The sequence below is a fragment of the Streptomyces sp. NBC_00433 genome, from assembly GCA_036015235.1.
GTDB lineage: Bacteria > Actinomycetota > Actinomycetes > Streptomycetales > Streptomycetaceae > Actinacidiphila.
In genome coordinates, this window is record CP107926.1 from 8728174 (window position 1) to 8747466 (window position 19293).

The window sequence follows — 19293 nt, forward strand, 5'->3', positions numbered from 1 at the left end:
ATGACGGATCTCACCGAACGCGTCCTCGACGCCGGCCACTTCGGCGCCGGTCCGGACGCCGGGCCGAGCACGGCCGCGGCTGCCCGTGACTGCGGGACGGGCGCCGGCGCGGACGAGGCGCCCGCGGCCGGCTCCGGGGCGCTGGCCGCCCTCCTGCTGCTGTCGGACGGGCGCTTCCCTGCCGGGGGGCACGCGCACTCCGGGGGAGCCGAGGCGGCCGTCGCGGACGGAAGGGTCCGTGACGCGGCGGGGCTCGCGGACTTCTGCCGCGGGCGGCTGCACACCGCAGGACTGGTCGCCGCCGCACTGGCCGCGGCGGCGACCGCCGGGCTCGACCCGCTCGTGCTCGACGACGCCGCGGACGCCCGCACGCCCTCGGCGGCCTTGCGCACGGTCTCCCGGCGGCTCGGGCGGCAGCTCGTGCGGGCGGCACGCGCCACCTGGCCGTCCGACGAGATCGACCGGCTCGCCGCCGCCCGGCCGCGCGGCGCCCACCAGCCGGTCGTGCTCGGCCTGACCGCGCGGGCCGCGGGCCTGCGGCCACTGGACGCCGCCTACGCGGCCGCGTACGAATCCGTCGCGGGACCGGCCACCGCCGCGGTCCGGCTGCTCAGCCTCGACCCCTTCCACGCCGCCGCGGTCCTCGCCCGGCTCGCCCCGCAGATCGACACCACCGCCCGCGCCGCCGCCGATGCCGCCGCCGACGCCCTGACCCACGGCCCCACCGCCCTGCCCGCCGCCTCCGCCCCGCTGCTCGACATCAGCGCGGAGCACCACGCGGCATGGCCGGTACGGCTGTTCGCCTCCTGACCGACGGAGCCCGACATGCACCGTGACCACCCCGAGGTCTTCCCCGAGCGCTATGCGCACTCCTCCGCCGAGGTGCGCCCCGACGGCCGCCGCCGGGCCCTGCGGATCGGACTCGGCGGACCCGTCGGCTCCGGCAAGACCGCCACGGTCGCCGCGCTGTGCCGGACGCTGCGCGACCGGCTCGCCATCGGGGTGGTCACCAACGACATCTACACCCGCGAGGACGCCGAATTCCTGCTGCGCAACGCGGTGCTGCCGCCCGAGCGGATCATCGGCGTCGAGACCGGTGCCTGCCCGCACACCGCGATCCGCGACGACATCTCCGCGAACCTCGAAGCCGTCGAGGACCTGGAGGACGCCGTCGGGCCGCTCGACCTCGTGCTCGTCGAGTCCGGCGGCGACAACCTCACCGCGACCTTCTCCAAGGGGCTGGTCGACGCGCAGATCTTCGTGATCGACGTGGCCGGCGGCGACGACATCCCCCGCAAGGGCGGCCCCGGCGTCACCACCGCCGACCTGCTGGTCGTCAACAAGACCGACCTGGCGCCGCACGTCGGCGCCGACCTCGAAAGGATGGCGCGCGACGCCGCCGCCCAGCGCGGATCCCTGCCGGTGGTCTTCACCTCCGTCACCCGCGGCGACGGCATCGCGCCCGTCGCCGCGTGGATCGGCGAGCGCCTGACGGCCTGGACCGCATGACGGTCACCGCGGCCGCCCGCATCGGGGCGGTACGCGACCGCGCCGGCCGTACGGTCCTCCCGGTGCTGGCGGGCGCGGGCCCGCTCGCCCTGCGCAGGACCCGCGCCGCACGCGAGGGCTGGGCCCGCGTCACCGTCGTCGGCGCCATGAGCGCGCCGCTCGGCGGTGACCGGCTGCGTATCGACGTCGACGTCGCCGCCGGGGCCCGGCTCACCGTCGGCTCGGCCGCCGCCACCGTCTCGCTCCCGGACCACGCGGGGCGTCCCGCCTTCTACGACGTCCGGCTGACCGTCGCGGACGGGGCGGAGCTGTGCTGGCTGCCCGAACCGGTGATCGCCGCGTGCGGCAGCGACCTGCGCATGCACACGCGGGTCCGGCTGGGCGCCGGGGCGCGGCTGGTGCTGCGGGAGGAGCTGGTGCTCGGGCGGCACGGTGAGGCCCCCGGGGGTCTTTCGAGTCGGCTCACCGTCGAGCACGACGGTCGTACGCTGCTCGACCAGGAGCTTGCCTTCGGGCCCGGGGCCGCGCCGGGTTGGGACGGGCCGGCCGTTCTCGGCCGGCACCGCACCCTGAGCCAGCTCCTCCTCGTCCCCCCGCCCGACCTCCCCCCCGCCCTCCCCCTCCCCCCGCTGACCTCCCTCACCCCCCTGGCAGGCCCCGCCCTCCTCCTGACCTCCACATCCCCCCGCCCGACCTTCACCCAAACGACCCGTGCGCTCTGCGAGGTGCCGTAACGGCCTCCACGGTGCGGCTGCCCGCGCCCCTGAAAAACGCGTGCCCTCGTGCGCAGAGGCGAGCCCCTGCCAGGGGCGAGCGCCGGGCGTAGGAGGACGCAGGCCACAAGGGGCGCGGGGAACTGCGCGCCCGGCCGAAGAGGTGGGAAAGATGCGAACGCCACCGCAAGTGGCACCCACCCAGGGGCGCGGGGAACTGCGCGCACAGGCCCCACCGGGCCGCAGGCAAGGGACGTACCGCGAGGGGCAGGGCCCCAGGGGCGCGGGGAACTGCGCGACAAGCCCCCGCCGGGCCGCAGGTGGGAGCGGAAACCTCAGCGGCGCGCCCCGGGCGCGAAGGCCGCCGCCAGGCTCGTGGCGGCCCCGGTGGCGACAAGCTCCACCCGGTGGACAGCAGGCGGCTCGGTGAGCGCCACCGCGAGGGACCCGGCGGCGGAGAAGGACCCCAGCCGGGCGACCGCGGTGAAGGTGCGCAGCAGATGCGGGTCCACGACGATCAGTATCGCTGATGTGGTGACCAGAATGAATCGTTGGACGTGATGTCGGCGCCAGGGTCACGATGAGCGCCATGACGACGAAGCCCCGTACCGCCACCGCCAGTATCGCGCTGGTGGGCGACCGCTCACCGGCCGTCCGCGCCCACCAGCGCGTGCCCGGCCTGCTCGCGGCGCTCAGGCGCCGCCACGGGCTGCCGCTCGACGCGTACTGGATTCCCACCGAGGACGCCCGATCACCGGGCGCCGTCCGGGGTTTCGACGCGGTGTGGCTGCTGCCCGGCAGCCCGTACCACAGCGAGGCGGGCGCGCTCGAAGCGGTGCGCACGGCCCGCGAGACCGGTATCCCCTTCCTCGGCACCTGCGGCGGCTTCCAGCACGCGCTGCTGGAATTCGCCCGCACCGTCTGCGGTCTGACGGCCGCCCGCCACGCGGAGGCGGATCCGCGGAGCGGTCCCGGGGAGGCCGACGACCTGCTGATCGCGCCGCTGGCCTGCTCCCTCGCCGGCCACGAGGGCCGGCTGACCACCCTGCCCGGCAGCCTCGCGGAGCGGCTGCTCGGCAGCCGGGAGACCATCGAGCGCTTCCAGTGCGCCTACGGTCCCGTCCCCGCGCTGCTGCCGCGGCTGGCCGAGTCCGGGCTGCGCTTCACCGGGCACGACGACGAGGGGGCGCCCAGGATCGCCGAGCTGCCCGGCCACCCCTTCTACCTGGCCACGCTCTTCCAGCCGGAGCTGGCGGGGGACGGCACGGACCCGCATCCGTTCATCACGGCGCTCGCCGAGGCCGCCGTCACCCATGCGGGCGAGGCCAACTTCCCGGCGAAATCACGCTTTGATGAAGAATCACCCGCGTGGCCTGTTCACAGCAGCCACACAGGGGAAAGGATTCGCACCTCATCACTGTGACAACCGTGGTCACAAGCCACGGTCCAGAGGGGGAGGTTCGACGTGAGACGCACGATCGTGCTCGTCTCCACCGGCGCCCTGATCGCGGGCGCCATCGCCGCGGCACCGGTCGCCACCGCGGGGGCCGCCGGCGCGCACCACCCGAGGGCGGTGACCGTGCCGGAGGCCGTCGGCGAGGCCATCGCCGCGGTCAACGCCCGGCGCACCGGCATCCAGTGGGACGCGTGTCCCGCCGGCTGGGGCCTGGCGGCACCGGTCCAGTGCGGCTGGGTGACCGTACCCGTCGACTACCGCAAACCGTACGGCGCCACCATCAAGCTCGCCGTGGACCGCGCCGCAAGCACCGGTACGGCCCAGGAGCGGCAGGGCGCGCTGGTCTACAACCCGGGCGGCCCCGGCGGCTCCGGCCTGCGCTTCCCGGTGCGCAGCACCACCGCGGCCCCGCTGTGGACGAAGACCGCCAAGGCGTACGACTTCATCGGCTTCGACCCGCGCGGTGTCGGCCACTCGGCGCCGATCTCCTGCGAGGACCCGACCGCGTACGTCTCCGCGCCGAAGGCCGACCCGGTGCCTGACACCGACGCGGACAAGCGGGCGCAGCGCAAGCTGGCCGCCGAATACGCCCAGGGCTGCCTGGAGCGCACCGGCGCCGCGATGCTCTCCCAGATGACGACCCCCAACACCGCCCGCGACCTGGACGTCATCAGGGCGGCGCTGCGCGAGGACCGGCTCAACTACCTGGGCGTGTCCTACGGCACCTACCTCGGCTCGGTCTATGCCACGCTCTTCCCGACCCGCGTCCGGCGGATGATCATCGACAGCGTGGTCGACCCGTCGCGCGACCAGGTCTGGTACCAGAACAACCTCGACCAGGACGTGGCCTTCCAGGCCCGCTGGGCGGACTGGGAGGCCTGGGTCGCGAAGTACGACTCCGTCTACCACCTGGGCAGCACCGTCGCCCAGGTCCAGGCGAAGTGGGTGGCCCTGCGGGCGGCGACCAAGGCGCATCCGATCGGCGGCGTCGTCGGCCCCAACGAGCTGCTGAACTTCTTCACCAACGCCCCCTACTACGACTCCACCTGGGCCACCGTCGCCGGCGTGTGGAGCAGGTACGCGGCAGGTGACACCCAGGCGATGCTGGACGCGGCGGCCCCCGACCTGTCCGACACCGCGGGCAACGCCACCGCGGAGAACGGCACCGCGGTCTACACGGCGGTGGAGTGCACCGACGCGAAGTGGCCCACCAGCTGGCAGAAGTGGGACCGCGACAACACCAGGCTGAACGCGGACTACCCGCTGCTGACCTGGTCCAACGCCTGGCTGAACCTGCCGTGCGCCACCTGGCCGGTGCGGCAGCAGACCCCGGTGGACGTCCGCTCGCACCACGGCCTGCCCGGTGTGCTGATCGTGCAGAGCACCAACGACGCGGCGACCCCGTATCCCGGCGCGCTGGAGACCCACCGCCGGCTGGCCGGCTCCCGGCTGATCACCGAGCAGGGCGCGGGCTCGCACGGCGTCACCAACCTGGTGAACCCGTGCATCAACTCCCGTGTGGACGACTACCTGCTGCACGGCACGCTCGACCGGCACGACGTGGTCTGCGGACCGCACGCCACCCCCGTGCCGTAGCCGCACGCGTCTGACGTACGACGGGCCGCCGCCCGCACCCGATCCACGGGTGCGGGCGGCGGCGTCGTGCCGGGGACGGGACAGTGGCGGCGTGGGGCTACTTGCGGCGCAGCCGCGCCGCCACGCCCTTCTGCTGGACCTGCTCGGCCTTCACGTCACCGGCGTAGCGGTCCACGTACTCCTGGCCCGACATCGCCAGCAGCTCGTACATGATCTCGTCGGTCACCGCCCGCACCACCTCCCGCCGGTCCTCCATGCCGTAGAAGCGGCTGAAGTCCAGCGGGGCGCCGAAGCGGATGGTGACGCGGCCGATCCGCGGGATCTTCCGGCCGGGCGGCTGCAGCTCGAAAGTGCCGAGCATCGCGCACGGCACGACCGGCGCGTGCGCCCGCAGCGCCATCACCGCCACGCCCGTCCTGCCGCGGTAGAGGCGCCCGTCGTGCGAGCGGGTGCCCTCGGGGTAGATGCCCAGCAGCTCACCGCGGCCCAGGACGCCCAGCGCCGCGTCGATCGCCGACTGCGAGGCCTTGCCGCCCGAGCGGTCCACCGGGATCTGGCCCACCCCGCGGAAGAAGGCGGCGGTCAGCCGACCCTTGAGCCCGGGGCCCGTGAAGTATTCGGCCTTCGCCAGGAAGGTGATCCGGCGGGGCAGGATCGCCGGCATCACGAAGTGGTCGGAGAAGGACAGGTGGTTGCCGGCGATGATGGCCGCGCCGGTCTCCGGGATGTTCTCGATGCCCTCGATCCGCGGCCGGAAGAACAGCCGGAGCAAAGGCCCGAGAATCACGTACTTGAGCACCCGGTAGAACACGGGCCGCCTCCCCCTCGACAGGTCCCGGTGCGCCCGGGCCGCGCTGCGCCGGTCCACCCGCGCCCCGGCAGAGTAGTGCCCGCCCACCGGCCGCGACCAGCGCGCGGCGGTCACGGCGGGGACGGGCAACCCGTGCGGGGGATCTCAGCCGCGGCCGCGGGCTTCGAGGGAGGCCAGATACGCGTTGTAGGCCACGAGTTCCGCGTCGCCGTCCCGATCGGCGGCCCGGTCCTGGCGGCGGGCCTGCCGCTGCTCGGAGGTGTACCACTGGAAGAGCAGTGCCACGAGCACGATCACCGACGGGATCTCGCTGAAGGCCCAGGCGATACCGCCCGCCGCGGTCTGGTCGTTCAGCGCGTCGACGCCCAGCGACGCCGCCGGGTGCTTGAAGGTGGTCACCAGCGGCTCGCTGGCCATCATCACCGCGATGCCGAAGAAGGCGTGGAAGGGCATGCCGGCGAAGAGCTCCAGCATCCGCATCACGTAGCCGGGCCGGTGCGGGCCCGGGTCGACGCCCATGATCGGCCAGAAGAAGAGCAGGCCCACCGCGAGGAAGTGCACCATCATCGCCAGGTGCCCGGCCTCGCTGCGCATCAGGAAGTCGAAGAGCGGCGAGAAGTACAGCGCGTACAGGCTGGCGATGAACAGCGGGATGGTGAAGGCCGGATGCGTGACGATCCGCAGGTACCTGCTGTGCAGCAGCTTCACCAGCAGCTCGCGCGGCCCGGTCCTGCCCCGGCCGGCCGTCGGCAGGGCCCGCAGCGCCAGCGTCACCGGGGCGCCGAGCAGCAGCAGGATCGGCGAGAGCATGCTGAGGATCATGTGCTGCACCATGTGCACGCTGAAGAGGACCATGCCGTAGTCGTTGAGCCGGGTGCACATCGTCACGCCGATGGTCAGCACCCCGAGCGCGAACGCCGCCGTACGCCCCACCGGCCAGCGGTCGCCGCGCCGGTGCAGCCGCAGCACGGCCACGCCGTAGAGCACGAGCAGCAGCACACAGCCGACCAGGAAGAACGGGTCGCCGGTGCTGAAGGCCAGGCCCCGGCCGAGGGTGAACGGCGGCAGGTCCATGTGCATGCCGCCACCGCCGTGGTCCATCAGTCACTCCTCGCTCGCGTCGACCGGCAGCAGGCCGATTCGACCGTTGTGCCCGCTCCAGAGTAGGACCGCCCCCGTCCGGCGGTCCGGGCGGGGGCGGCTGCGTGCCCGGCGGGGCGGCGCTGTCGAGGTCAGCGGCTCACAGGACGCACTCGGCCTCGGTGTAGCGGTCGGCCGGGACGGTCTTGAGGTGCTGCACCGCGTCGGCGAGCGGCACCAGGGTGATGTCGGTGCCGCGCAGCGCGGTCATCATGCCGAACCGGCCGTGGTGGACGGCCTCGACGGCGTGCCAGCCGAAGCGGGTGGCCAGCACCCGGTCGTACGCGGTGGGTGTGCCGCCGCGCTGCACATGGCCGAGGATCACCGGGCGGGCCTCCTTGCCCAGGCGCTCCTCCAGCTCGACCGACAGCTGGTTGGCGACACCGCTGAAGCGCTCGTGGCCGTAGACGTCGGTGGCGCCGGAGGAGAACTCCATGGTGCCCTCGCGCGGCTTGGCGCCCTCGGACACCACCACTATGGCGAACTTCTTGCCCGCCTCGAAGCGCTTGCCGACCAGTGCGGCCAGCTCGGCGACGTCGAAGGGCCGCTCGGGCACCACGATGGCGTGCGCGCCCGCGGCCATGCCCGAGTGGAGCGCGATCCATCCGGTGTGCCGCCCCATGACCTCCACGATCAGCACCCGCTGGTGCGACTCCGCGGTGGTCTTGAGCCGGTCGAGCGCCTCGGTGGCGACCGTCACGGCGGTGTCGAAGCCGAAGGTGACGTCGGTGGAGGAGATGTCGTTGTCGATGGTCTTGGGCACCCCGACGATCGGCAGGCCCGCGTCCGACAGCAGCCGGGCCGCCTTGAGGGTGCCCTCACCGCCGATCGGGATGATCGCGTCGAGGCCCAGGTCCGCGACATGGCCCTTGGCCTGCTCCACGCCGCCGCGCAGATGCGCGGGCTGGACCCGGGACGAGCCGAGGATGGTGCCGCCGCGGGCCAGGATGCCGCTCACCGCGTCCAGGTCGAGCTTGCGGTAGTCGCATTCGAGCAGCCCCTTCCATCCGTCGTGGAAGCCGATGACCTCGTCATTGTGGTCCACGACGGCGCGGTGCACCACGGACCGGATGACGGCGTTCAGCCCGGGGCAGTCGCCGCCGCTGGTCAGTACACCAATACGCATGCTCTCGCTACTCCCGCAACTCGACCGGACGGCCGGACCCCGTCGTCCGGATGGATCTCCGCAAGCTTACCGAGCCGCGAGGGCACGCCTCCACGCCGACCGCACTGCGGACACCTGACGATTACCCGAATTCCGTGCGACGGACGCGCAGCGTGACGCCCGGCCGCTCAGGCGGGCTGTACGGCGGCCGAGATCCGCTCGGCCCGCAGCGCGTCGTACCACTGGTCGTCCACCGGCGGCAGCGCGTTCACATCGAGCGCCAGCTTGATCAGCAGGTCCGCGATGTGCGGATTGCGGGCCATCACCGGGCCGTGCATGTACGTGCCGAAGACGGTGTCGTTGAACGCGCCCTCGGTGCCGTCACCGGTGCCGTTGCCCCTGCCGACCCGCAGCCGGGCCAGCGGCCGGGCGGTCGGGCCGAGGTGGGTGATGCCCTGGTGGTTCTCGAATCCGGTCAGCGGCGGCAGGCCGAGCTGCGGGTCGATGTCGGCGAGCACGTCGCCGACGCACCGGTCGCCCTCGCCCCGGGTGCTGACCACGTCCAGCAGGCCGAGGCCCGGCTCGGGGCGGCCGAGGTCGTTGATGAACTCGTGGCCGAGGATCTGGTAGCCGGCGCACACCGAGAAGACGATCGCGCCGTTGGCGACCGCCCGGTTCAACCCGCCGTCGCGGCGCAGCCGTTCGGCCGCCAGCCGCTGCGGGCGGTCCTCGCCGCCGCCGATCAGGTAGATGTCGCCCGAGGTCGGGATGGCGTGGTCGGAGCGGACGTCCACCCGGGTCACCGGCACCCGGCGCTGCGTCGCCCTGCGCTCCACCACCAGCGCGTTGCCCTGGTCGCCGTAGGTGCTCAGCAGGTCGGGGTAGACCCACACCAGGCGCAGGCTGGACTCACTCATACGTGCTTCTCCTTGTCGGTCGGCAGCGGCGGGGGCTGCGGGCGTACGGTCGCCCGCGGGGTGCCCGGGGTCAGTTGCCGACGCGGCGGCGCAGGTCCTGGAAGGCGGTGTAGTTGGCGATCGCCTCGATCCGGCCGGGCGGCGCGGACCGTACCGCCTCGTCGAGGTTGGCGCAGACCTTGAACTGCAGGCCGGCCACCTCCAGCCGGACCGCCAGGTCGAGCTTGCGGTCGCCGATCACCATGATCGGGTGCCCGGCCAGCCGAGGGTAGTCCACGTCCCACAGCCAGGAGGTGTCGGTGCCGTCGGCGCCGCGCGCGTTCACCGAGAGGATCACCGGGGTGGGCGGGCCGTCGATCAGCGAGAAGGTCTCCAGCCAGCCCGCCGGGTTCTTCGCCAGCAGCAGCCGCAGGTCGCGCTGCAGGAAGGACACCACGTCGTAGCGCCCGGCGACCGCCTGCACCTTGAACATCCGCTCCAGCGCGACCTTGGGGTCGATGCCGAAGGCGGCGGCCACCGCGGCGGACACGGCCGCGTTGGACTTGTTGGCCCGGCCGGGCAGTTGGAGGTGGATCGGCCAGGCGACGCCGTAGGGGTCGATGACGTGGTCGCCGGACAGCGCCCAGGTCGGGGTGGGGCGGCGGAAGCCGCACTCGCCGCAGTACCAGTCGTCGTCCGGGCGCTGCAGCACACCGCCGCAGGACGGGCAGGACCAGGCGTCGTCCTTCCACGACTGGCCGGCCGCCACCCACACCACGGTGGGGCTGGAGGAGGCGGCCCAGGTGATGAGCGGGTCGTCCGCGTTGGCGATGATGATCGCCTCGGAGCCGGCCAGGCCCTCGCGCCACTTCTCGGCGAGCATCCTGGTCTCCGCGGCCCGGTCGAGCTGGTCGCGCGACAGGTTCAGCAGCGCGATGGCCTTGGGGGCGACGTCCCTGGCGACACCGGCCAGGTACTTCTCGTCCACCTCGATCACGCCGAAGCGGGCGTCGGAGCCGCCGGCCAGCGCGGAGGTGATACCGGCGGGCATGTTGGCACCGAGCGCGTTGGAGACCACCGGGCCGCCGGCCCGCAGCGCCTCGGCGAGCAGCCGGGTGGTGGTCGTCTTGCCGTTGGTGGCGGACACCAGCACCACGTCGAGGTGCCGGGCGAGCCTGGCCAGCAGGTCGGGGTCGAAGCGCAGCGCGACCTTGCCGCCGATCACCGACCCGCTGCCCTTGCCCGCCGCGCGGGAAACCGCCGCCGCCGCCCTGCCCGCCGTCACGGCCAGCTTCGCCCGTGGCGACAGCGGCTCCGAATTGCCTGCCATCGTCTGCTTCCTCCTCGACTCCGGCCGCGATGCCGCCTGCGGCGGCCGGGTTTTCCGTCCCCCGGGCGGCCGCTGCGGCGGCCGGCAAGTTCCGGTCGAGGTCAGCCTATCGACTCCGGGCCGCGGAAGGGCACCGCGGCGCCTGCCGGCGCCCCGGTGGCCACCCTGCCCGGCCGCCCGCCGCGGCCCGCGGTCACAGCCCCCGGCTGCCCGCCCGGTCGCCGGTCTCGGCGAGGCGTCCCCACAGCAGGTCGGCGAGGTGGCGTACCAGCAGGTCCCGCGACAGCGGGCGCTCGCCGAGCCACCAGTCGCCGGCCGCGTACATCATCCCGACGATGCCGTGCCCCCAGACCCGGGCCACCTGGCGGGTGTCGGGGCCGAGGTCGAGGCGCTCGGCTATCACCTCGCCGAGGTCCTCGCCCATCCGGCGGAGCAGCGGTACGGAGTGCCGTCCGACGTCGAAGCCCTTCTCGTCGGAGGGGGTCTCGGCGGGGTGCATCAGGAAGCGGTAGACCTGCGGGCGGGTCTCGATGGCCGAGAGGTAGGCGTGCAGCGTCGCCTCGACCCGGTCCCTGCGGTCGCCGGGGGAGTCCAGTGCGGTGCGCAGGGTGGCCAGCAGGGCGTCGGTGTGCCGCTTGGCCAGCGCCCGGTACAGGCCGCTCTTGTCGCCGAAGTGCCGGTAGAGGATGGGCTTGGTGATCCCGGCCTCGGCCGCGATGGCGTTCATCGACGCCTCGGGGCCGTCCCGCAGCACCACGCGCTCGGCGGCTTCGAGCAGTTCGGTACGCCGCCGCTGCGTGGCCGCCCGCTGGTCCTCGCGCTGGCCGGTCTCCACCGCGCCTCCCGCTTGTTCGATTGCCGGTGGTCTGCGCAACGTAACACCCCCGGCTCGGGCGCTCACGCGGAGTTTGGCGAGTTGACATCGCTTACCCGACGGTAACAGACTGCTGTTACCGCAAGTAACTAGCATGTGGAGGGGACGATGGGCGACTTCACGCTCGATCTCAACGATGACCAGCGGTCGGTGCGCGACTGGATCCACGGCTTCGCCGCCGACGTGATGCGCCCGGCCGCGGCCGAATGGGACGAACGCGAGGAGACCCCGTGGCCCATCATCCAGGAGGCGGCCAAGATCGGCCTGTACTCGCTGGACTTCTACGCCCAGCAGTTCTTCGACCCGACCGGTCTCGGCATCCCCGTGACGATGGAGGAGCTGTTCTGGGGTGACGCCGGCATCGCCCTGTCCATCGTCGGCACCGGCCTGGCCGCGGTCGGCGTGCTGGCCAACGGGACCGAGGAGCAGATCGGCACCTGGGTCCCGCAGATGTACGGCGACGCCGACGACGTCAAGCTCGCCGCCTTCTGCTCCTCCGAGCCCGACGCCGGCTCCGACGTGGGCGCCATGCGCACCCGCGCGGTCCATGACGAGGCCACCGGGGAGTGGGTGCTCAACGGCACCAAGACCTGGGCCACCAACGGCGGTATCGCGAACGTGCACGTCGTCGTCGCGGTGGTCGACCCCGACCTCGGCACCCGGGGCCACGCGTCCTTCATCGTGCCGCCCGGCACCCCGGGCCTGTCGCAGGGCCAGAAGTTCAAGAAGCACGGCATCCGCGCCTCGCACACCGCCGAGGTGGTCCTGGAGGACGTCCGGATCCCCGGTGACTGCCTGCTCGGCGGCAAGGACAAGCTCGACGAGCGGCTGGCCCGGGTCCGCGAGCGCGCGGCGGCCGGCGGCGGCGTGGGGGAATCCCCGGCCGAAGGCCGGGGGAGGGTGAAGAACGCGGCGATGGCCACCTTCGAGGCCTCCCGGCCCGCGGTCGGCGCGATGGCGGTGGGCACCGCCAGGGCCGCCTACGAGTACGCCCTCGAATACGCCACCGGGCGCGAGCAGTTCGGCCGCCCGATCATCGACAACCAGGGCGTCGCCTTCCAGCTCGCCGACATGCGCACGCAGATCGACGCGGCCCGGCTGCTGGTGTGGCGGGCGTCCTGGATGGCGACCGCGGGCAAGCCCTTCACCTCCGCCGAGGGGTCGATGTCCAAGCTCTTCGCCAGCGAGACCGCCAAGAAGGTCACCGCCCAGGCCGTCCAGATCCTCGGCGGCAACGGCTACACCCGCGAATACCCGGTCGAGCGCATGCACCGCGACAGCGCCATCTACACGATCTTCGAGGGCACCAGCGAGATCCAGCGGCTGGTGATCGCCAGGACGCTGTCCGGCGTCCCGATCCGCTGACCCCGGCGCGGCCCGCCGGCGCCCCGGCCGGGTGCGGCGGGCCGCGCGGCCGTCACTTGTCGTTGCCGTAGCCGCGCAGCAGGAACCAGGCCATGAGCGCCACACCGACCACCGTGGCGACGATGACCGTACGCATCACCGGCCCCGGTCCCGCCGAGTCCGACATCGCCAGGTTCGTCACGTCATGGATCGCGCCGATGTGCATGGGAAGGCTCCTTCTGGTCCGGCCCACCACCCTAGACCCCCGCCCCGGCCGCCGGCCGGGGGCACCCCCGTGCCGCGCCGACTATCGCGGCGCGGGCCCCGCCGCGCCGTCCGCCGGGTGGCGCCGGCCCGCCGACCTGGGGCGCAGCGCCTCGGCCAGCTCGTCCAGCGTGTCGACGAGCAGCTCGGCGCCGCGGCGTACGACCCGGTCGCCCGCCGGGTCCGACGGCCAGCCGCCCAGCTCGGCGCGCAGCGCCTTCCAGTCCGGCGCCCTGCGCGCCCTGACCTCGCCGGCCGCCGCCTCGGTGGTCTTCCGCAGCGCCGCCGCGAAGACCGCCGCCTCCGGCACCGGCGCCGCGTCCTTGGACGGCTGGTGCGCCTCCATCACCAGTCCCACCCGGCCCACCGCCGACAGCGCTGCGTCCGCGTCCCGCACGGCGCTGCGCGACAGGCCGCGGTGCCGCACCGGCTCCGCGTCGGCCCTGGTCACGGCCTGGTCCCAGGCGGCGCCGGCGGCCCGCAGGTCGAGCAGCGCCCGGCGCACCGCACCGGGACGCCGCCGCGACGGATCGGCGTGCGCCTCCATCACCGCCGCCGCATAGCCGGCCGTCGCCTCGATCCACTCCGCCAGCCGGTCCCGCAGCCGCGGCGTCTCCCACGCCGGGAAGACCGCGTAGGCCGCCATCGCCAGCAGCCCGCCCAGCAGCGTCAGCAGCACCCGGTCGCGCACCGTCTGCTCCAGCTGTGTACCGCCCATGCCGAGCAGGAAGACCACATAGGCGCCCACGCAGGCCTGCGCGACCACGTAACCGCTGCGCATCAGCAGATACATCAGCCCGATGCTGACCACCGCGAGCGCCGCGAAGGCATCGGTGCCGGGGTGCGCGACCTGGGTGATCGCGGTGGCCAGCGCGACACCCACCAGCGACCCGGCGAAGCGCGCCACCCCGCGCTCGTAGGTCTGCGTGAAGTCCGGCCGCATCACCATCACCGCCGCCAGCGGCGCCCAGTAGCCGTGCCCCAGCGGCAGCGCGGTGCCCAGCAGATAGCCGACCGCGGACACCGCGGAGACCCGCAGCGCGTGCCGGAAGACCGGCGCGTCCCAGCGCACCTGGCGGCGTACCGTACGCACCGCGGTCGGCAGCAGCTCGCCCACCGACGGGCGCAGCAGCAGCGCGGTGCCCGTCGCGTCGGAGGGCCCCGAGCCCTCCGCCCGCTCCACGGCCGCGCTCAGCAGCGACACCAGCCGGGTCGCCGACCTGCGGGCGGCGCCGGTCAGGTCCGCGCCCGGAGCGTCGGCCCGCAGCAGCGAGTCGGCCCGCTCCGGCACCCTTACCGCGTCGCCGTTCCTGATGGCCCTGGCCACCGCGTCCAGCACGGTCGCCGCCACCGCGAGCACCTCGCGCGCCCGGTCGCGCTCCGGGCCCTCGGCCGCGGCGCCCACCGTCGGGTCGGCCAGCGACGCGAGCACCGGGCGGATCCGCTCGGCCAGCACCCGGTTTCCGTGCAGCTCCTCGGGCCGCCGCCTGGCCTGCCGCGCGGTCACCACGGCCGCGCTGCGGGCGGCCATCAGCGCCGCGGCGTCGAAGGGCGCCGTCGGGTCCTGCCGCAGCCGCCGTGCGTAGTCCGCCTCGGCCGCGAAGGCGTCGGCCAGCGCGTCGCGCTGCGCGCCCCAGCGGCGGATCGGGAAGACCACGATCAGGGCCGCCTGGACCAGTGCGCCGAGCCCGACGAGCGCCGCGTGGTGCAACGCGCTGAGCATCGAGGTCGGCAGAGTGACCGTCACCAGCATCACCGCGACCGTCAGCGAGGCGACCATCCCGGTGGTCGGGCCGAGCGCCCACGCCATCCCCGCGGCGAAGGCCCACACCGTGAGCAGCACGACGAAGAGCACCAGGTGCGACACGGCCAGATATCCCAGGAAGGTGCTCACCGCCAGCCCCGCGCCGGCGGCCAGTGCCAGCACCGGGCGCGGCCGCCAGCTGCGCTGGAAGGTCGCCACCCCGGCGGCGAAGGCCCCGAAGGCCGAGGAGGCCGCGACCGGCGGCGACCACAGCCACAGCGCCAGCGCGACCACGATCGCCACCCCGCCGGCCGCGCGCAGCGCCACCAGCGGCTCAAGACGGGTCCGCTCCACCCGCAGGCCGGACCTCGCGGTCTCCCGCAGCGCACGCAACCACGTCATGGTGCAGAGAATAGGCAGAAGGACGAACCGCGGGGCGGCTGCGAAATGCCTCGGACCAGCAGATACGGGACACGCCCAGGCCGTGGGGTGACGAGGCGCACTCCCGGGCCCGCCCCGACCCTCACACCACGAGGCCGCCGTCTGCTTCAATGGGGGACATGGCCAGCACTACTGACACCGGGACAGGTCGCAGCGACCTCGAGCCCTTCTGGCCGTCCCGGCAGGAGCACCACTTCGACCGCTGGTGTTGCCGCGCGATCCCCGCGCGGACCTGCGTCACTCGCTGACCTGCCGGCAGCCCGTCGCCCCCTCGGGGCGCTCTGCGGCGGCAACCGGTCCCGCGCACAACGGAGTCCCACGACCCTTCGCGCGAAAGAGCCGACCATGTCGAACCTGCCTTCCGTCACCGCCCTGCCCGCACACTCCGCGGCCGCCGCCCACCGGCAGCGGTTGCGCGCGGTACGCCCCGACGAGGTGCCGCCCGCCCCTGACTTCCTGCCGCCCGGCGCCACCTGGCTGCCCGCGCCCGGCCACGTGCTGCCCGCGGTCGCCGGGGGCGCCCCGATGGTCGGCTACCTGGTGCTGGTGCCCGCGGAGCCCGGCGCGTCGGTGCCGCCGCCCGCCGTCGACCTGCCCCCGGCCCCCGCCGCCGGGGTGCGGATCGACGAGGACCGGCGCACCGCCGCGGTCGACGACCGCCAGCTCGACCTGACCTACCTGGAGTTCGAACTGCTGGCCCATCTGGTGGCCCACCCGCACCGGGTGCACTCCCGCGACCAACTGGTCACCACCGTCTGGGGGTACGGCCACGTCGGGGACGGCCGCACCGTCGACGTGCACATCGCCCGGCTGCGCCGCAAGCTCGGCGCCGACCACCGCGGCAGCATCGTGACCGTGCGCAGGGTCGGCTACAAGTACGCCCCCGCGCAGGGCGACCGGTCGCAGCAGGGGGCTACGGCACGACGGTGACGGGCCATTTGCCCGCCTTCACCAGCCGGACGGCCACCGAGCCCACCAGCCGGTGGCCGGCCCGCTCCGAGGAGCCGACCACGACCGCGTCCGCGGTCAGCTGGTCGGCCGCCGCGGCGAGCCCGCCGTAGGGGTCGCCGCGGAAGGTGTGGAATTCCCAGCGCACCTGGAAGGTCCCGCGCAGCCGCTCCACCGAGGCGCGGATCTCGGCCACCAGCTGCGCGGCGATCCCGGTGTCGACCTCGGAGACCGGGACGCCGAGCGCGGCGCCGCCGGGCAGGTACGGCTGCACGTAGACCAGGGCGAGCAGCGCGTTCTGCCGACGCGCCAGCCCCGCGGCATACGCGGCGGCGCGCCAGGACGAGTCGGAGCCGTCCACGCCGGCCACGATCACCTTCGGACCGTCCGTACCGCGTTCGAACCGCGTAGGGGATTTCTGCTCGTCCACCCGGTCAGGCTATCGGCCCGCGGCCTGCGGTTTCACCCCTGAACACCCAGCGTGCTCACCCCAATGGGTGTATTGCCACGACATGGGCACCTTTGCGGGGCACGCTTTCCGGGAGGAGTGAAACAGGCAGCGTCCCCGTCGCCCGGCTCGCGCACCACGGTCAGGTCCGCGCCCGTGCTCCGGCCCGCCGCCCACGCCGCTACCGGGGAGGTTTGTGATGCCGAGCGTGTCCACGAGCGTGTTCGTGTCGAGGCCGGACACCGAGGTCTTCGACTTTCTCGCCGACGCCCGTAATCTCGCCCTGTGGAGCTCCGGGGTGACCTCCGTCGACGCCGACGCCGTGGTTCCCGGCCGCGACGCCGCGTACCGCTACCGCTACCCGGGCCGGCGCCGGCCGCACCGGCTGGTGTGCGACCACTTCGAACCCTGCCGCCGCATAGTCTTCCGCGGGCAGCGCATGTGGAGCCCGCTGGGCACCCAGGTGCCTGTCTACGGCTTCGAGCTGATCCCGCACGGCGACGGCACGCTGGTCCGGCTGTCGGTCACCAGCTGCCTCAGCGCCGCACTGCTGCTCCTCGCCCCGGTCGTCGCGATGGCGTGGCGGCGCGACCTGCCCGCCGACGCCCGCAAGTTCTGCGACCTGCTCGGCGGCCCCGTGCCCGCGACGGCCCCGCTGCACGGTCCGCCGGCGCCCGCGTCGGGCATTTCCGGCGGTGACACCGAAGTGCCGGCCGCGACGCCGCTGCGTACCTCACCTGCGCCGGGTGGCTTCGACTACGCTCATTGAGTGTTAAACTAACAATGTGGCGCGGCGCCCCCGAGCCCGCCATGCGTGACTGCCCCGGCCTGGTCCCCCCGTCCCGGCCGGGGCTCCCGCATGTCCGGGCCCCCTCCCGCGCCCGGCCGCCGTCCTGCGCGCCCGCGCCGCCCGTGGCAGGCTGACGACGACCCTCCGTCACCGCCCCGACCAGGAGCCGACGTTGCGCACCCCCACCGCCGTCGCGGCCGCCGCCCTCGCGCTGGCCACCGCCCTCGGCACCGCCGGCGGCGCCGCGGCCGGCACACCCGCACCGCCGGCCCTCGCCGACACCGGCGGCGGCAGCCAGCTGCTCATCGCCACCGCGCCCACCGCGGCGGCCACCTCCGGCACGCTCACCTGGTGGCAGCGCGACCACGGCACCTGGCGCGAGGCCGGCGCCGCCGCCGCCCGCTTCGGCAGCCACGGCCTGACCGAAGGCGCCACCCGCACCCAGGGCACCGGCACCACGCCGACCGGCCTGTACGGGCTCCCGTTCGCCTTCGGCACCGCCGCCGCACCCGCCGGCAGCACCCTGCCCTACCGGGCCGTCACCGCGTCCTCCTGGTGGTGCGAGGACGCCGCCTCGGCCTCGTACAACCGCTGGGCCGGCCCGCTGCCCGCGGACTGCCGGGCCGGCGAGTCGGAGCACCTGGCCGACTACCCGACGCAGTACGCGAACGCGGTGGTCATCGACTTCAACTACACCGCGCCGGTCGAAGGCCGCGGCGCCGGGATCTTCCTGCACGTCAACGGCCGCGCCGCGACCGCCGGTTGCGTGTCGCTGCCGGCGGACGCGTTGACCCGGGTCCTGGCCTGGCTCAGGCCCGCCGCCCACCCGCACATCGCCATCGGCACCGCCGGCGGCGCGCTGGACGTCGGCCGCTACTGAGCCGTCACCGCCCGCCCTCCGCCGCGTCGTGCGGGGCGACCCCGGACAGCTTGTCCGGGTTGGTGACCAGGTAGACGTCGGTGATCCTGTCGTCGGCCGCGTCCAGCTCCACGACCATCACCGCGGTGGGGGAGCCGTCGCTCAGGACCACCACCGACGGGTCGCCGTTGACCTGCCGGTAGCGGATGTCGACCGACGCCGGCAACCGGTTGGCCGCGTAGCCGCTGATCACCTTCGCCACCCTCTCCCGGCCGGACACCGGCCGCAGCGCGGCGCTCGCCTTGCCGCCGCCGTCGGTCCACAGCGTCACGTCGGGGGCGAGCAGGCTCATCAGATCCGCCAGATCCCCGCCCAGCGCGGCCGCGATGAAGCGCTCGGTCACCCGCCGCTGCAACTGCCGGTCGGCCTGGTGGCGCGGCCGTCGCGCCTGCACATGCTCACGGGCCCGGTGCGCCAGCTGCCTGACCGCCGACGGGCTGCGCTCCAGGATCTCGGCGATCTCGGTGTGCGGATAGCCGAACACCTCGTGCAGGACGAACACCGCCCGCTCCAGCGGCGTCAGCGTCTCCAGCACCACCAGCATCGCCATCGACACCGACTCGTTGCGCAGCACGGACTCCGCGACATCGGCCGCCCGCGCCGCCTGCGGCAGGTCCGCGGCCTCCGGCGCCCCGGTGGCCAGCGGCTCGGGGAGCCACGGGCCGATGTACGTCTCGCGGCGGCGGCTGATGCTGGCCTGCCGCGCGAGCGCCTGGTTGGCCGCGATCCTCACCAGGTAGGCGCGCGGGTTCTCGATGTCGTCGCCCAGCGTGCCGGCGCTGCGGCGCGACCACGCGAGCCAGGTCTCCTGCAGGACGTCCTCGGTGTCGGAGACGCTGCCGAGCATGTTGTAGACCACCGAGAACAGCAGCTCGCGGTGGCCGGCGAACACCGCGGTCGCGCGGTCGCCCGCCGCCGCGGAATGCCGGGTCTTGGTGTCGGACACGATTGGGCCTCCCGTGGTG

General features: G+C 74.0%; 20 protein-coding genes. 9 read left to right on the forward strand and 11 right to left on the reverse strand.

Going from position 1 to position 19293, the window contains the following annotated elements; translation table 11 throughout:
• Genes OG900_37850 through OG900_37860 form a run of 3 tightly spaced genes read left to right on the forward strand, consistent with a single transcriptional unit; the run spans position 1 to position 2243 of the window.
• Complete coding sequence (locus tag OG900_37850) at positions 1-810, forward strand: urease accessory protein UreF (protein ID WUH95364.1); 810 nt, start codon at positions 1-3, stop codon at positions 808-810.
• A 15-nt stretch (positions 811-825) separates the two neighbouring features.
• A complete protein-coding gene (ureG, locus tag OG900_37855; protein WUH95365.1) occupies positions 826-1509 on the forward strand; it encodes an urease accessory protein UreG in 684 nt (227 codons plus the stop codon).
• The gene (locus tag OG900_37860) at positions 1506-2243 is read left to right on the forward strand and encodes an urease accessory protein UreD (protein WUH95366.1); all 738 of its coding nucleotides are present in this window, start codon (positions 1506-1508) and stop codon (positions 2241-2243) included. Before ureG ends, OG900_37860 begins: the two co-directional genes overlap by 4 nt.
• A 314-nt stretch (positions 2244-2557) precedes the next feature.
• Here the strand turns inward: OG900_37860 and OG900_37865 are convergent, their stop codons facing one another.
• Complete coding sequence (locus tag OG900_37865; protein WUH95367.1) at positions 2558-2734, reverse strand: hypothetical protein; 177 nt, start codon at positions 2732-2734, stop codon at positions 2558-2560.
• 68 nt (positions 2735-2802) lie between these two features.
• On the opposite strand from OG900_37865, the gene OG900_37870 reads away from it, so the two are divergent.
• Positions 2803-3645, forward strand: coding sequence for a hypothetical protein (locus OG900_37870; GenBank protein ID WUH95368.1), 843 nt, complete (start codon positions 2803-2805; stop codon positions 3643-3645).
• A gap of 42 nt (positions 3646-3687) precedes the next feature.
• Positions 3688-5274 carry an alpha/beta fold hydrolase gene (locus OG900_37875; protein WUH95369.1) on the forward strand — a complete coding sequence of 529 codons (1587 nt, stop codon included), beginning with the start codon at positions 3688-3690 and terminating at the stop codon, positions 5272-5274.
• A gap of 97 nt (positions 5275-5371) precedes the next feature.
• Here the strand turns inward: OG900_37875 and OG900_37880 are convergent, their stop codons facing one another.
• The 6 genes from OG900_37880 to OG900_37905 all read right to left on the reverse strand — a co-directional run bounded on the left by OG900_37880 (position 5372) and on the right by OG900_37905 (position 11391).
• Complete coding sequence (locus OG900_37880) at positions 5372-6085, reverse strand: 1-acyl-sn-glycerol-3-phosphate acyltransferase (protein ID WUH95370.1); 714 nt, start codon at positions 6083-6085, stop codon at positions 5372-5374.
• Positions 6086-6229: 144 nt separating this feature from the next.
• On the reverse strand, positions 6230-7186 hold the full coding sequence (locus OG900_37885; protein ID WUH95371.1) for a cytochrome c oxidase assembly protein: 957 nt from the start codon (positions 7184-7186) through the stop codon (positions 6230-6232).
• A 139-nt stretch (positions 7187-7325) separates the two neighbouring features.
• A complete protein-coding gene (locus OG900_37890) occupies positions 7326-8351 on the reverse strand; it encodes a 6-phosphofructokinase (protein WUH95372.1) in 1026 nt (341 codons plus the stop codon).
• 167 nt (positions 8352-8518) lie between these two features.
• The gene (locus OG900_37895; GenBank protein ID WUH95373.1) at positions 8519-9247 is read right to left on the reverse strand and encodes a glutamine amidotransferase; all 729 of its coding nucleotides are present in this window, start codon (positions 9245-9247) and stop codon (positions 8519-8521) included.
• A gap of 70 nt (positions 9248-9317) precedes the next feature.
• Complete coding sequence (locus OG900_37900; protein ID WUH95374.1) at positions 9318-10556, reverse strand: MurT ligase domain-containing protein; 1239 nt, start codon at positions 10554-10556, stop codon at positions 9318-9320.
• 193 nt (positions 10557-10749) lie between these two features.
• On the reverse strand, positions 10750-11391 hold the full coding sequence (locus OG900_37905; protein WUH95375.1) for a TetR/AcrR family transcriptional regulator: 642 nt from the start codon (positions 11389-11391) through the stop codon (positions 10750-10752).
• A gap of 147 nt (positions 11392-11538) precedes the next feature.
• Here OG900_37905 and OG900_37910 point away from each other — a divergent pair, with 147 nt between their 5' ends.
• Positions 11539-12795, forward strand: coding sequence for an acyl-CoA dehydrogenase family protein (locus OG900_37910; GenBank protein ID WUH95376.1), 1257 nt, complete (start codon positions 11539-11541; stop codon positions 12793-12795).
• Between the two features lie 52 nt (positions 12796-12847).
• Here OG900_37910 and OG900_37915 read toward each other — a convergent pair whose 3' ends face one another.
• Positions 12848-13000, reverse strand: coding sequence for a hypothetical protein (locus OG900_37915; GenBank protein ID WUH96099.1), 153 nt, complete (start codon positions 12998-13000; stop codon positions 12848-12850).
• Positions 13001-13081: 81 nt separating this feature from the next.
• Positions 13082-15184, reverse strand: coding sequence for an FUSC family protein (locus OG900_37920; GenBank protein WUH95377.1), 2103 nt, complete (start codon positions 15182-15184; stop codon positions 13082-13084).
• Between the two features lie 384 nt (positions 15185-15568).
• On the opposite strand from OG900_37920, the gene OG900_37925 reads away from it, so the two are divergent.
• Positions 15569-16153, forward strand: a complete 585-nt coding sequence (locus tag OG900_37925) for a winged helix-turn-helix domain-containing protein (GenBank protein WUH95378.1) — start codon at positions 15569-15571, stop codon at positions 16151-16153.
• On the opposite strand, the gene OG900_37930 is transcribed toward OG900_37925, so the two are convergent.
• Complete coding sequence (locus OG900_37930; protein ID WUH95379.1) at positions 16137-16601, reverse strand: universal stress protein; 465 nt, start codon at positions 16599-16601, stop codon at positions 16137-16139. The two genes, OG900_37925 and OG900_37930, sit on opposite strands and share 17 nt — an antisense overlap.
• Positions 16602-16827: 226 nt before the next feature.
• Here OG900_37930 and OG900_37935 point away from each other — a divergent pair, with 226 nt between their 5' ends.
• Together OG900_37935 and OG900_37940 are read left to right on the forward strand one after the other, a co-directional pair.
• Entirely contained in the window at positions 16828-17388 is a 561-nt protein-coding gene (locus tag OG900_37935; protein ID WUH95380.1) for an SRPBCC family protein, read from the forward strand.
• A 232-nt stretch (positions 17389-17620) separates the two neighbouring features.
• Positions 17621-18289: a hypothetical protein gene (locus OG900_37940; GenBank protein WUH96071.1), complete on the forward strand. Its 669-nt coding sequence runs from the start codon at positions 17621-17623 to the stop codon at positions 18287-18289.
• A 4-nt stretch (positions 18290-18293) separates the two neighbouring features.
• On the opposite strand, the gene sigJ is transcribed toward OG900_37940, so the two are convergent.
• Positions 18294-19274 carry an RNA polymerase sigma factor SigJ gene (sigJ, locus tag OG900_37945; GenBank protein ID WUH95381.1) on the reverse strand — a complete coding sequence of 327 codons (981 nt, stop codon included), beginning with the start codon at positions 19272-19274 and terminating at the stop codon, positions 18294-18296.
• Positions 19275-19293: the final 19 nt, after the last annotated feature.